Below are 13,880 nucleotides of genomic sequence, written 5' to 3' on the forward strand. Positions count from 1 at the left end.
TATGACAAAATGGATATTCGCTATGGCGCTAATCCGCAAGATGCTATGCATTACACTACAGAGGATCTTCGTGACGAGTTTCTGATTCAAGAACTATTTCAGACAGGAAAATTGAACATGGTATACAGCCATGTTGATCGAGTAATTACTGGTGCGGTTTGCCCGGTAGAGCCGGTCACAATGGAAGCAGGTAAAGAAATCCGCGCTGCTTATTTCCTGGAGCGGCGTGAGATGGGAGTCATCAACATCGGTCCGGCTGGCACAGTGACTGTTGACGGAGTTGACTATCACCTGGAAACCACTGACGGACTATATATTGGTAAAGGTGCGAAAGACATTGTCTTCTCAAGCGTTGACCCGGCTCAACCGGCTAAATTTTACCTGAATAGCTGCCCGGCTCACATGACCTATCCGACCGTGAAAATCGAGCGTGCCAACATTGAACCGGCGCGGCTCGGCAGCCAGGAGCAAGGCAATAAGCGCTCCATCTACAAATACATCCTGCCCACCGGCGTTAAAAGCTGCCAACTGGTCATGGGCATGACTGTGCTCGAACCGGGCAGCTTGTGGAATACGATGCCAACCCATACTCATGAGCGCCGCATGGAAGTCTATCTGTATTTCAACATGCCGGCAGACGGAGCTGTCTTCCACTTGATGGGACAGCCAGATGAAACCCGCCACATTGTTGTCCGTAATGAAGAAGCGGTTATATCGCCGAGTTGGTCGATCCACTCCGGCGTGGGAACTGCAGCTTATACCTTTATCTGGGGTATGGCTGGTGAGAATCAGGCGTTTGATGATATGGACCATGTGCCTATGACAGAGCTTCGCTAATCTGGCTACTGTTGATTTGGAAAGAGGGGGAATACGGATGGATGTTTTGAGTGGGTTTTCGCTCAAAGGGAAAATCGCCTTAGTCACAGGAGCATCGTATGGCATTGGATTTGCCATTGCCAGTGCGTATGCGAACGCAGGTGCCACGATAGTATTTAACGACATCAAGCAGGAGTTAGTGGATAAAGGTCTAGCCGCTTATAAAGAAGCGGGAATCCACGCTCACGGCTATGTTTTTGATGTGACCGATGAAGATCAAGTAAATGCCGCCATTGCCCGAATCACTGAGGAAGTGGGGACTGTCGATATCCTCGTGAATAATGCCGGCATTATCAAACGGATTCCGGCGCTTGAAATGACAGCTGCGGAATTCAGACAGGTTATCGATGTGGATTTGAATGGCCCATTTATCGTTTCCAAGGCGGTTGTTCCCGGCATGATCAAAAAAGGCCATGGCAAGATCATCAACGTTTGCTCGATGATGAGTGAGTTAGGTCGGGAGACAGTGTCCGCTTATGCGGCTGCTAAGGGCGGTCTGAAAATGCTAACCAAGAATTTCGCCTCCGAGTGGGGTGGATTAAACATCCAGTGCAATGGCATCGGACCTGGTTATATCGCCACTCCGCAAACAGCTCCGTTGCGGGAAGAAGGTCATCCGTTCAACAGCTTCATTATTGCGAAAACTCCTGCAGCCCGATGGGGGACACCGGAAGATCTAATGGGGCCGGCAGTATTTTTGGCTTCTGAGGCCTCTGACTTTGTCAACGGGCACATCTTATATGTGGACGGCGGTATTCTGGCTTATATCGGAAAGCAACCGTCCTAAGTTGATCGGATCGTAGAACCATTCATGCAAAGTTGGGAAAATGAAAAGCGCAAGCCTAGACGCCATCGCGGCGCCAGCTTGCGCTTTTTCTACAAAATCACAGAATTTTATGAAGTGGACGAGATTGCATTTCCACAGAGTAAAGGAGGGCGCACAGAGGTCACAGAGGCGGAAAGTCTTATATGGAAATCGTAAACACTCTGTGGGTACCCTCCGTGTACTCTGTGGAATCGTTCCCTGCTCCCAAAAGACCGTACGTTTCTCAACTCTTATTCAATTACATAACTTGAGACAATCTCACCAAAATAGAGGGTGTGGAAGTCGCCGCTGGCATAGCATTCTGACTTTACTAGCTCAGCGGTATCTTCTGGCGTCATTTGCTGGCGACAGATGATTTTGCATTCATAGTGCAGGCCTGGGGTATTGATGACAGGCGTATTGATCTTTTCGCTGGGCAGCATTTTAAGATCCGCGGCAGCGATTTTATCTGTGTCTCGTCCAGAGCGCGAGCCGCAGATAGCTATCGCTTGCTTCATATCAGAAAAAGGAATGCTAACAGTGAATTCGCCACTGGCTTCAATCAAATCATGTGAGAAACGCGAAGGGCGAACCATCGCCATGAAGACCGGCTTTTTCCAGGCGAAGCTGAATGAGCCCCAGGCGATGGTCATCACATTGGTTTTGCCGTTGTGGGCAGAGGTTAGAAAAGCGCCTCGACTGAGAATATCCAAGCCGCGATCGGCTTGTTCATTGTAGGCAATAAATTTCTTCATAAGAAAAGCCTCCTTGGATTAGTGTATTTAATAGTATTCCATATTGGTATAGGGTATCCCTTTCCGTGAATTTTTTATTGCAGTTTGGCAGGAATATTTCAGCTTATCGCGAAGCATTATAATTAACGAAACCGGTTTACTAAACCGGTATACTGAGAAGGAGTGAAGTACATATGATTCCGAAATTGCAAACCCTGGGTAAAATGACGGATTGTGGTCTGGTCGCAGTTGTCCGGGCCGAGAACTCAGAACAGGCGATTAAAATTGCTGACGCTTGCGCCGCAGGCGGCATTGCCGCAATTGAAATCACCTTCACTGTTCCTGGTGCGGCAAAGGTCATTGAAGATTTGGCCAAAGTCTATCAATCTGGTGAGATCATTATCGGTGCTGGCACCGTTCTTGATCCCGAAACAGCTCGCATTGCCATTTTATCCGGCGCTCAGTATGTGGTTAGCCCATCGATCAATCTCGATACCATCAAGCTTTGTAACCGCTACCAGATTCCCATTATGCCTGGCGCAGCGACCATCAAAGAAATTGTTGAAGCCATGGAAGCAGGCGCTGACATTATTAAAGTTTTTCCTGGCGAAGCCTTTGGTCCGAGTTTTGTCAAAGCGGTTAAAGGCCCCTTGCCGCAAGCTCCGCTCATGCCAACTGGCGGCGTAGGTCTTGATAATGTGGCCGATTGGATCAAAGCTGGTTGTGTGGCTGTCGGTGTTGGCGGCAACTTGACTGGCGGAGCGAAGAAGGGCGATTATCAGTCCATTACTGATATTGCAAAACAATTTATTGAAAAAATTCGCGTTGCCCGCGGCAAATAGGAGGATATGATTCAATGAAGAAGGTTGTCTGTTTTGGTGAAATCATGCTGCGTCTGGCTCCGGCAGGGTACCTGCGGTTTGAACAGGCTCAGGCATTTGAAGCTGTTTACGGTGGCGGCGAGGCCAACGTGGCTGTATCGCTGGCTAACTACGGTTTGGACGCTGCGTTTGTTACTAAGGTTCCCGACAATCCCATCGGCCAATCGGCTGTCAATGAGATGCGCCGCTATGGCGTTGATACCAGCTATATGCTGAAAGGCGGCTCACGCCTCGGCATTTATTTCCTCGAAAAAGGCGCTTCCCAGAGACCTTCAAAGGTCGTCTATGATCGGGCTCATTCCTCAATCGGCGCTGCCAAGAAAGAAGACTTCAACTGGGATGAAATCTTTGCCGGCGCTGACTGGTTCCATTTCACCGGCATTACGCCTGCCCTCGGCGACAATGTGGCTGAAGCTGTTCTTGAGTCCTGCAAAAAGGCTAAAGAGCATGGACTGACAGTCAGCTGTGACCTCAACTTCCGCAAGAATCTTTGGACCAGTGAGAAGGCGGGCAAGGTTATGGCTACCTTCATGCCTTATGTTGATGTTGCGATTGCCAATGAAGAGGACGCTGAAAAAGTATTCGGCATCAAGGCTCATGGCACAGATATTGAAGGCGGTAAGCTGAGTCATGAAGGCTATAAGGATGTTGCCAAACAACTGAAAGAACGGTTTGGTTTCAAAGCGGTTGCGATTACACTGCGCGGCAGCATTTCCGCATCTGACAACAATTGGGCAGCGATGCTGTATAAAGATGATGAATATTATTTCTCCCGCAATTACGCCATTCATATCGTTGATCGTGTTGGCGGCGGCGACTCGTTTGGCGGCGGCTTAATTTACGCTCTGAAGAGTGGCATGTCAAACCAGGATTCGCTCGAATTTGCCGTGGCGGCATCTTGCCTGAAACACTCGATCGAAGGCGACCACAACCATGTTTCAGTCAGTGAAGTCAAAACACTAATGGCTGGCGACGGTTCCGGCCGGGTTCAGCGCTAAACTGACAGGGGGCGCAGGCCATGCCAGTAACGATTAGCGACATTGCCCGGCAGGCAGGCGTGTCCAAAAGCACAGTATCGCGTTATTTGAACAGACGCTATGAATGCATGAGCGCTGCTACCCGGGAAAAGATCGGCGAAGTCATTGCTGCTGCCGATTACCGGCCGAATGCGCTGGCTAGGAGCCTGAAGCAGAAGCGAACCCATACGATTGCGGCAGTGGTGGCCAACATTCTAAATCCGTTCTCTACCAGCATGATCCGGGGGATTGAAGACTTCTGCCAGCAGGCCGGATTCAATCTCATTCTATGCAATGCTGACGACCAGCCGGATAAGGAAAAAAGCTACCTGGAAATGCTGCTGGCAAAACAGGTTGACGGCTTGATCATTAATACTGCCGGTCAGAATAAAGCTATGCTGCAGCAGATTGCGGCGCATATACCGGTGGTTTTGGTTGACCGCCGGGTTCCCGAGCTGTCTTGCGATAGTGTTACGCTGGACAATCGTAAAGGTGTTGCTATGCTGGTTGATCATCTCGTTGGCCTTGGCCGTCGCGATATCGCTTTGTTTACCTTGCCGTTTGATACAGTCAGCCCGCGCCTGGACCGGGTAACCGGCTACAAAGCAGCTTTAGAACGCCATGGTATCCCTTTCCGTGCAGAATTGCTGCTAGAGACAGATACCAGCCAAGTTTCGGTGCAGGCTAAGCTGGCAAAGCTGTTAGCGAGTGGCCCGCGGCCTGATGCCGTGTTCGGGTTTAACAACCTGATGACTATGGCAATTATCAAAGCAGTACGGGCACTGAAGCTATCAATTCCTGACGACATCGCCGTAATCGGCTTTGATGACTGGGAATGGGCATCGCTCCTGGAGCCGCCGGTGACAGTTGTCGACCAGCCGGCCTATGACATGGGCAGCAAGGCGGCAACCCTCTTAATTGCCCGGATCCAAGGCAAACGTATCAGCAAACGGCCGGTGGTGGCGGTGTTTGAACCCAAGCTGATCATCCGCAGCTCCTGCGGTGAACGCGCTGATTAATAATGCTCTCCAACTGGCCTTTTTGACTGGTTGGGGAGCATTTTGCTTTGCTCTTCGGTTTCCATCGTGAAAGGTGAGGCGGTATAAATGGTTAAAAAAACAAGACACACCTTGGCGGATGCGTCTTGTTTTTTTATATCCTATTTCGGGAGGGCACTAAGGGGATAGGTTCAAGAACCGTCCCCAATGCTTGAATGCTTTTTATCCTGTTATCTCGGTTGCACGAAGCTGGCTTTACAGGTACAATAGTAATAAAGGCGGATTATCAAGCTGCCAGAGGAGGTCTTTTATGATTATAAAGCGGATAGATGCGACAATTAGCACCAACAAGCTGACTGAGTCCAGAGACTTTTATATAAAACATTTCGGCTTTGAACTTGTTTATGAAAGCGATTGGTATATCGAACTGTTGTCGCCGTCGCTCGCAGCCGGTGTCAGCTTTACACTGCCACAGCGTGATGTTGGTGAATTTTTCACCGGCAAAGGGTTGATTCTATCATTTGGCGTTGATAATGTTGATGCCGAATACGAACGGCTAAATGGCGAAGGCTTAACGATCCAACAGGAATTGCAAAACAAACCTTGGGGTGAACGCAGCTTTGTCGTCAACGACCCCAACGGAGTGCACATTTATGTGTATACACTGATTCCGCCAGAGCCGGAGTATCAGGTCATCTACGACAAGTATAAAAAATAGCCCTCGCTTCGAGCGTCCAGATGACCCCATCTGCGTTGTCAGCCGGGGTAGCCCATTGCTAGCGTACATCAAGTACGCGTCGCGGCTGGGCTACCCCGGCTTCCTAGCATCTGGGACCATCTGGGCGCTCTCGGGCTTCGGGCGAACTAGGGGTAAAGAATGGTGTTGGGGACTGGGAACGGTCGCGGCGCTGCGCGCGCGAGGATATTGCAGGTATCTATTTTTCACCCAGTCCGCCTGAGGCCAGAGGCCGTTGAGATGGCCCCAGATGCTAGGCAGCCCCACCCGCCCAGCGGCGACGCGTACTTGATGTACGCTAGCCGTTGGGCGGACGGGGCTAACAACGCAGATGGGGTCATCTCGACGGCCGAAGCCCAGGCACTTAAAGTAGGAATACGGCGACTACCGTCGTCGCTGCGAAGCCTAGGGCGACCGGAATAAAATTACGTCTCGCCAGTTCGATCGGGTTGACGCCGGTAATGGCAGCAACAGGAATCAAGCCCCAGGGGATGATTGTACCGCCGCCGGTCCAAACTCCGGCGATTTGACCGAGCGCAGCCAGAGTGGCTTTGTCGATTTCCATTGCCTTGCCGAAAGTAGCAGCCACGCTGCCGACCAGCGGCAGCGGCGAGAAGCCAGAGCCATCGAGGCCGACGACAATGCCGGTAGCCAGGCTGACTAGCGCGACGAAGAACTTATTCAAGGGAATTGACTGTGATAGAGCCAGACCGAAATCCTCCAGGAAGCCGGTCGCATTTTTGGCATCAAGAATGGATTGGGCCAGTTCACCCTTGCCGAGGAAGAAGAAGCCGCCAATGATGATCACTGGAGCAAATATTTTAATACCGAACATAAACCCGTCACGAAGGTAGTCGGTGACTTTCTCCAGGCCGTCCCAGCCTTCTTTCAATAAGCAACCGACTGAGAGCAGTAGCACAGCGGTTGCCCCGAGCAGTGCAGTAGCGTCGCCGCCTCTGAGCTTAAAAACCCACATTGCGATAACGTCAGCCGCGAAGGCAATGGGAGTGGCCCAGGCGAGAAAATAGGAGACTGCAGTGATCTCACGTTTGATTTCTTGGGTTTTTAAGGCTGCCTGCTCGGCTTTAAGGGATTCGGGATCATTTTTAATGTCCCGTTTGATCATGATAAAGGCAGTGATGGTGGTTACCAGACCCATCGTGATGATGAGCGGGATGCTAGCCGCTATTACTGGAGCTGGGCTGCTGAAGCCAGCTGCTTTAGCGGTGATAGTAGGAGCTCCCTGAATGACAAAGTCGGTTGAGAGAGCGATACCATGACCGAATAAGTTCATCGCCATGGCGGCGCCAATCGCTGGCAATCCTGCGCGGACTGCAACCGGGAACATGATTGCGCCGATCAACGCAGTTGCCGGTGATGGCCAAAAAAACCAAGACGCCAGCATCATCGAAATACCCAGTACCCAGAAGGCGATATCAGCGTTAACCATCAATTTGGCTGCCGGCGCCATAACCAGGTAATCGGCCCCGGTGTCACTCAGCAGCTTGGACAGAGCGGCAATGAGCGAGATAATAACAATAATGCCCCAGAATTCATTGCCGGCGACGATTAGTGCATTATACACAGTTGTGATTGCGCCAAGTATGCTTTGTTTGAAGCTCCAGCCTACAGTTAAGAGGCCGAAGATGCAGGGAATGAGCGGATCCTTTCGCATACCCATCACTAAAATAACAACAAATACCCAGAACAAAAATAGCCAGTGCGACACTGTGAGCGTTACAGACATAGTAGCCCTCCTAATTTCTCGCTGTAGCTTACATCTCGAATACATGCATTGAAATGGTGACTGTTCTTCTGCGGAATACAGTTGATTTTCCCGGCGAGAAGAATTATACTAAAGAGGATAATATATACTGAAACGCTATGAAAAGGAAGCGTTTGTTGTCGCTGTTCAGAGAGCCGGCGTCTGGTGCAAGCCGGTCAGTGAAGCAAACTGTTCCGCCTTGGAGCGGCTGGTGATGAACTTGGACGGGATCGCCCGGTATAGCGAAACGAGTTGGCTTAGGCAACATGGGTGGCAACGCGGGAGTTTCTCTCGTCCCTATCGGGATAGAGAGTTTTTTTATTTTTCAAAAGAAAGTAAAACAGCGTTGGGGGGAAGAAAATGAAAATTTTAGTCGCCGATCCCGTCTCCGAAAAGGGGATTGCTCTGTTGCAAAAGGAATTCGCAGTCGATATCCAGTTACAGTTATCACCAGATGAACTGATGGCAATTATCGGTCAATATGACGCACTCGTTGTACGTAGTGAAACTAAGGTTACGGCTCCAATCATCGAAGCGGCTGAGCGGCTGAAAGTCATTGGTCGCGCCGGAGTTGGCGTAGACAACATTGATGTCGAGACTGCAACCAAGAAAGGCATTATTGTATTGAATGCTCCGGAAGGTAATACGATGGCTGCGACTGAGCATACTGTAGCCATGCTGCTGGCGCTTTCACGGAACATTCCTCAGGCTTACGCCTCGATGAAAGCTGGCAAATGGGAACGCAGCAAGCTCATGGGAGTCGAGGTGAGAGGCAAGACGCTTGGCGTTTTCGGACTAGGACGCATCGGCGCCGGCGTCGCTAAACGGGCGATCGCGATGGAAATGAACGTAATGGCTTACGACCCCTACATCAGCGCTCACCAGGCTAAAAGCCTTGGCGTAGAATTAGCAGAGATCGATGAAATACTGGCTGTTGCTGATTTCGTTACTCTGCATTTGCCGCTAACCGTTGAAACGAGGCACCTGTTCAACGCTGACCGGCTAGCCAAACTTAAGCCTGGCGCCCGCTTGGTCAACTGCGCCCGCGGCGGCATTATCGACGAAGCGGCTTTAGCGGCTGCTTTAGCAGCTGGGAAACTAGCCGGAGCAGCCATTGATGTTTTCGGTAAAGAACCGATTGAAGCTGACAACCCGCTACTGGCACTAGATAATGTGGTGCTGACGCCTCACCTTGGCGCATCGACAGCCGAAGCCCAGATTGGCGTGGCCGTCGATGTAGCGGTTGGCATTAGCGCTGCGCTAAAGGGTGAGCCGGTCACCACCGCTGTCAACATGGCGCCAATACCTAGGCATGTCCTTGACATCATTAAACCATACTTGACGTTAGCGGAAAAGATGGGCTGTCTGGCAGTGCATCTGGCTGAGGGCCGCATCAGCGAACTGCAGGTCGAGTACAATGGCGAGATCAGCGGAATTGATACCAAAATGCTGACCACCGCTGTTGTAAAAGGAGTTCTAAATCCGATTTTACAAGAACGCGTGAACTTCGTCAATGCGCCAGGTATTGTGAAGACCCGCGGCATAAAAATTAGGGAAGTCAAAAGTAAGGATACCACTCACTTTGCCAATTTAATTACAGTTAGAGCGGCGACTGACAAAGGTGAAACCGTCGTGGCAGGTGCGCTGTTCGGCAAGGAAGAAGGACGGATTGTAATCATTGATGGCTACCGAGTCGATGTTGAACCCAAGGGGTGGCTGTTAATCGGGCCGCACATTGACAAACCCGGCATTGTCGGCAAGGTTGGCACTGCGCTTGGCGACAACAATATTAATATTGTCAGCATGCAGGTTGGCCGCACAGTCACTACTGGTACTAGCATCATGGTCATGGCGGTTGAACAAGATATTCCCACACCGATTATGTTAAAAATCAAAGCGGTTGACGGCATCCTTGATGCCAAGCTAGTCAACCTCTGCGGAAAATAGGAGGCAAGATTAATGGCTATTGTAAAACCACTACGCGGACTCAGGCCTTTGCCTGAGCATGCAGCGCAAGTCGCATCCTTACCCTATGATGTGATGGATTCCAATGAAGCAAGGGATATTGTTAAACAAAACCCCAACAGTTTCTTGCGGGTGACAAAATCTGAGGTCGATTTGCCGCCAGACGTTGATTCACATACTGCGGTTGTTTATCAAAAAGCTCAACAGAACTTAGACGAATTTGTTGCTAAGGGGCTGCTACGGCAAGATCAGACCCCCTGTTATTATGTGTATAAACAAAAGTTTGGCGAACATGAACAGATTGGTCTGACAGCCGTAGTCTCAGTTGATGAATACGAAAAAGGCATTATTCGCAAACATGAATTAACCCGTCCGGATAAAGAGCAAGATCGGGTTGATCATATTTTGGCAACAGGTGCTCAGACAGGTCCGGTCTTTATGACCTATAAGGATAACGAGGCGGTCAACGCTTTGCTGGCATCTGCTATGATCACGCCGCCCGAAGTGGCGTTCACTGCTGATGATGGGATCTTTCACAGCTTGTATGTCGTCAGTGATCCGAAGCTAGTATTTGCGATTGAACAAGCTTTCGCTGCGGTTGACCTCCTCTATATCGCAGACGGACACCACCGCTCCGCGGCGGCAGCGCGGGCGCGAGACCAGCGGCGCAGCCAGAACCCTAACCATACAGGTCAGGAAGACTACAATTTCTTTTTAGCTGTGGCATTTCCTCATACAATGATGAAGATCATGGACTACAACCGGGTGGTCAGTGATCTTGCCGGCTTAACTGAGGCAGAATTTCTCAATCAGGTTAGCCAAAAGTTTTTAGTAACCGTCTGGGAAGACGGTGCGATGAAGCCTAGCCAGCCGCAAACCTTCGGCCTATATCTAGCCGGCCGTTGGTATAAACTGACCGCACGGCCTGAGGCTGTTCCGACGGATAGCCTGACAGGACGACTCGATGTCAGTATTCTGCAAGATAGTCTGTTAGCGCCGATCCTCGATATCCAAGATGTGCGGACCGATAAGCGCATCGGTTTTGTTGGCGGCATTCGTGGTATGGCAGAACTTGAGAAGTTAGTTGATAGTGGGCGCTTCGCGGCAGCGTTTTCCCTCTACCCCACTGCTATTGAAGACCTGATGGCTATTGCCGACGCCAATGAAATCATGCCGCCGAAGTCGACGTGGTTTGAGCCGAAGCTTCGCGACGCCATGGTGGTACATCTTATCGGGCGTTGATCTGCCCCCATCTGCGTTGTTAGCCCCGGTAAGCCATTGTTTGCGTACCCGTCCGTACGCGGCACTGCTGGCTTACCGGGGCTGCCTAGCATATGGAGGCACCTGAACGCCCTAGGAACGCGGAACTGAGACGGCGTGGTTGACATTCTCCTCTCGATAGGGGTGGTTCGAAGGGGCGGGGTGTGTTTCATAACTTAGTATTTCCGTAAAAACCAAAAGCGCTAGGCGAAACGATTTTCGCCTAGCGCTTTTTAAACTTTCTAAAAACGAGGAGGCACAGAGATGCCTCTTCTGCACTGGGAAGGACTTTCCAAACGAAAGCCGAATTATTAGTACTAACTCCTCTGTCAGCATATTTGTATAGCGGACAGGCATACTAGTTGCAATGCCACACCTTATGACGAAGGTGCTACCCCCTGCTCTGGCTGTTTAGGCTCGGACTGACTCTGATCTTGGGCTGCGGCAGACTGAAGTGTCACCGCAATACCGCCGATTCGTGGCACCAGCGCATTGAAAATGACCGCACAGGTAAGACCGGTTATGCCGAAGCCGAGTCCGCTGGCAAAGCCGAGGAATAAACCACCAAATATTCCAATCATGTCGCCTTCCGCGATACCAAGCAAAATGCCTAATAGACCGCCGAAACAGACGCCAGTACAGAAGGCAGCCTTCAGTACTGCGATGGGGCTTATCTGGGTTATTACATAGTTGTACAAACCAATTCACCCCTCGCGGGCGTTGATAAAGGCCTAGGCATCACTATTCTCAGCAACAACATCTCGGCCTTTCTGAACGCCCTGAATAGTTGACTAGAATTCAATTAAGGAGGCGGAACCAAATGTCTGACACTATCTACGATATCGCCATTATCGGCGGTGGCCCGGCTGGTCTTTCAGCCGCTCTGACCGGACGTATCCGCAACAAGAAGATACTGCTGTTTGAGCATCTTGGCTTTAGTGAAAAATTGCAAAAGGGCCATACGATCAACAATTATCTTGGCATACCCGCTGTGTCAGGTCAGGAACTGATGAAGCAGTTTGCTGACCACGTACTGAGCTATAGTCCTGAACTGGTCAAGGAAAAGGTTGTCAATATCTTTCCTGGTGACGGCATGTTTACCATCTTGACCTCGAAGTCTACCTATGAAGCCAAGGCTGTAATTATCGCTACTGGCGTAGTTGCCACAGGGCTGTTTGAAGGCGAGAAAGACCTGCTTGGCCGAGGCGTTAGCTATTGCGCCACTTGTGACGGTATGCTCTACCGCGATCAGGATGTAGCTGTCATCTCTTATACGCGTGAAGGTGAACACGAAGCTGAGTACTTAGCCGAAATCTGTCGTCAGGTCTACTATCTACCACAATATAAATCTGAGTTTAGCGCGATGCGATCAAACTTGGCGATCAAGACTGTGCGCCCGCGTGCTTTAAGCAATGAGGCTAACGCCATATCGTTGGCGACTGACAAGGAAAACATCAACGTCGGCGGGGTTTTCATTTTGCGTCAGTCTGATCCGGTGGAAAACCTGCTGCCCGGGATCGAGCTCGAGGGCGAAGTCATTAAAGTCAATCGGGATATGGCGACAAGTATTCCTGGCGTATTTGCTGCCGGCGATTGCACCGGCAAGCCTTGGCAAATCTCACGCGCTACCGGTGAGGGACTAGTCGCCGTACTCAGCGCCATTAGCTATCTCGACTCCCAAGCCAAAGCAGCCGGAGCGTAAACCAGCAGGATAATAAACCAAAGATCGGATAGAGGATGCTGATCAACCGCGAAAAACCGAACTGGCTAAACAGTAACGCCACAGGAAGAATAAACAGTATCGCAGTTTGCAATGGCAGATAGAACTGGCGCGATAGCTTTTCAGCCGTACCATACAGGCTGGCAATTGCAGTTGTGTACATCGCTCCTAGCAGAACGCCCGCATAGAGCCAATAATTCCAGGGATGCTGGATAAGGGAGAGCTCCAACATCGGCACTTCGCTGACAGCCAATTGCTCATAATGCGTTAACAGCAAAACAGTGATCCAAAATGATAGTAATCCCAGCAGTATGCCGCCGGACCAACCACCCGCACGGCGTACGCTTTTTTTTGCCGTCATCCGGCCTAATGGTGCTAAAATGGTTGCACCTAACACTAAATTATACGACAGGTATTGCATACTACTTCCCAGCCAATGCCAACTAAATGGCGGTTGGGGAATATTCTGCAATTCTTGCAGAAATTCCGCACTGCCATGGTACCAAAGAGAATAGATGCCCGCACCCAGCGTCGCTAGTATCAGTAACGGCATAATCAGTAGATTGACAGTCGCAATGCAGTCGACACCGCGAGCTGTAGTATACAGCAACAACACCGCCATCGCGGCTACACCGGCAAGGTACGGCAGATCCAAGAAATCTTGGGCGACCGCTCCTGTGCCTGCCAGCATAATGCATAGACCGCCAAATAAAAATACTACCGTGCAAGCATCTAACGCTGACCCGATTCTTCTGCCGCAGACTTGGTAGAGAATCTGATAATAACCTGTAGCGCCTAATTGATAACCTATATCTAATACATGGCTGCCTAAATAGGCAAAACCCCAGCCAGCCGCCACAACTCCCAACAGGCCCCAAACCCCATAGCAAGCAAAAAACTGTAACAATTCTTGCCCGGAGGCAAATCCAGCGCCAATCACCGTACCCACATAGGCTGCGGCAATCTTCGCCGCGGCTATTGTATCATGGCGGTTAATAGGAACACCTCCCTAAACAAGGCTATATAGCAATTGTATGAAGCAATAGGGCAAAAAAAAACCACGATTCGCAAATCATGGTCAGACCGTTGATAAACGCCCATCTGCGTTGTTAGCCCTGCGGGAG

The 13,880-nt window shown here is 50.5% G+C and carries 13 protein-coding genes; 9 read left to right on the top strand and 4 right to left on the bottom strand.

Translation table 11 applies throughout. From position 1 onward, the window contains the following. Positions 1-9: 9 nt before the first annotated feature. Entirely contained in the window at positions 10-837 is an 828-nt protein-coding gene (gene kduI, locus AXX12_RS09075) for a 5-dehydro-4-deoxy-D-glucuronate isomerase (RefSeq protein ID WP_066241256.1), read from the top strand. Positions 838-883: 46 nt separating this feature from the next. Next, a complete protein-coding gene (locus AXX12_RS09080; RefSeq protein ID WP_156478652.1) occupies positions 884-1,663 on the top strand; it encodes a gluconate 5-dehydrogenase in 780 nt (259 codons plus the stop codon). Between the two features lie 269 nt (positions 1,664-1,932). On the opposite strand, the gene AXX12_RS09085 is transcribed toward AXX12_RS09080, so the two are convergent. Continuing rightward, positions 1,933-2,436 (bottom strand): flavin reductase family protein, encoded by a 504-nt coding sequence (locus AXX12_RS09085; protein ID WP_066241262.1) that lies wholly within the window; start codon positions 2,434-2,436, stop codon positions 1,933-1,935. 173 nt (positions 2,437-2,609) lie between these two features. Between AXX12_RS09085 and AXX12_RS09090 the strand changes: the two genes are divergently transcribed. From AXX12_RS09090 to AXX12_RS09105, 4 genes are all read left to right on the top strand, one after another. Beyond that, positions 2,610-3,257 carry a bifunctional 2-keto-4-hydroxyglutarate aldolase/2-keto-3-deoxy-6-phosphogluconate aldolase gene (locus AXX12_RS09090; protein WP_197470685.1) on the top strand — a complete coding sequence of 216 codons (648 nt, stop codon included), beginning with the start codon at positions 2,610-2,612 and terminating at the stop codon, positions 3,255-3,257. 14 nt (positions 3,258-3,271) lie between these two features. Then, entirely contained in the window at positions 3,272-4,294 is a 1,023-nt protein-coding gene (locus AXX12_RS09095; RefSeq protein ID WP_066241267.1) for a sugar kinase, read from the top strand. Between the two features lie 20 nt (positions 4,295-4,314). Beyond that, on the top strand, positions 4,315-5,331 hold the full coding sequence (locus AXX12_RS09100; protein WP_066241270.1) for a LacI family DNA-binding transcriptional regulator: 1,017 nt from the start codon (positions 4,315-4,317) through the stop codon (positions 5,329-5,331). Positions 5,332-5,620: 289 nt separating this feature from the next. Then, positions 5,621-6,028 carry a VOC family protein gene (locus AXX12_RS09105; RefSeq protein ID WP_066241271.1) on the top strand — a complete coding sequence of 136 codons (408 nt, stop codon included), beginning with the start codon at positions 5,621-5,623 and terminating at the stop codon, positions 6,026-6,028. 382 nt (positions 6,029-6,410) lie between these two features. Here the strand turns inward: AXX12_RS09105 and AXX12_RS09110 are convergent, their stop codons facing one another. Continuing rightward, positions 6,411-7,793, bottom strand: a complete 1,383-nt coding sequence (locus AXX12_RS09110; RefSeq protein WP_066241273.1) for a hypothetical protein — start codon at positions 7,791-7,793, stop codon at positions 6,411-6,413. 378 nt (positions 7,794-8,171) lie between these two features. Here AXX12_RS09110 and serA point away from each other — a divergent pair, with 378 nt between their 5' ends. Together serA and AXX12_RS09120 are read left to right on the top strand one after the other, a co-directional pair. Then, positions 8,172-9,758: a phosphoglycerate dehydrogenase gene (gene serA, locus AXX12_RS09115; RefSeq protein ID WP_066241275.1), complete on the top strand. Its 1,587-nt coding sequence runs from the start codon at positions 8,172-8,174 to the stop codon at positions 9,756-9,758. A 12-nt stretch (positions 9,759-9,770) separates the two neighbouring features. Then, positions 9,771-11,018, top strand: a complete 1,248-nt coding sequence (locus AXX12_RS09120) for a DUF1015 domain-containing protein (RefSeq protein ID WP_066241278.1) — start codon at positions 9,771-9,773, stop codon at positions 11,016-11,018. 395 nt (positions 11,019-11,413) lie between these two features. On the opposite strand, the gene AXX12_RS09125 is transcribed toward AXX12_RS09120, so the two are convergent. Then, complete coding sequence (locus AXX12_RS09125; protein WP_066241282.1) at positions 11,414-11,734, bottom strand: hypothetical protein; 321 nt, start codon at positions 11,732-11,734, stop codon at positions 11,414-11,416. Between the two features lie 122 nt (positions 11,735-11,856). Between AXX12_RS09125 and AXX12_RS09130 the strand changes: the two genes are divergently transcribed. After that, positions 11,857-12,738, top strand: coding sequence for an NAD(P)/FAD-dependent oxidoreductase (locus AXX12_RS09130; protein WP_066241285.1), 882 nt, complete (start codon positions 11,857-11,859; stop codon positions 12,736-12,738). Here the strand turns inward: AXX12_RS09130 and AXX12_RS09135 are convergent. Continuing rightward, the gene (locus tag AXX12_RS09135) at positions 12,698-13,696 is read right to left on the bottom strand and encodes a YkvI family membrane protein (RefSeq protein WP_082816786.1); all 999 of its coding nucleotides are present in this window, start codon (positions 13,694-13,696) and stop codon (positions 12,698-12,700) included. The two genes, AXX12_RS09130 and AXX12_RS09135, sit on opposite strands and share 41 nt — an antisense overlap. Between the last annotated feature and the right edge of the window lie 184 nt (positions 13,697-13,880).

Source organism: Anaerosporomusa subterranea (genome assembly GCF_001611555.1).
GTDB classification, from domain to species: domain Bacteria; phylum Bacillota; class Negativicutes; order Sporomusales; family Acetonemataceae; genus Anaerosporomusa; species Anaerosporomusa subterranea.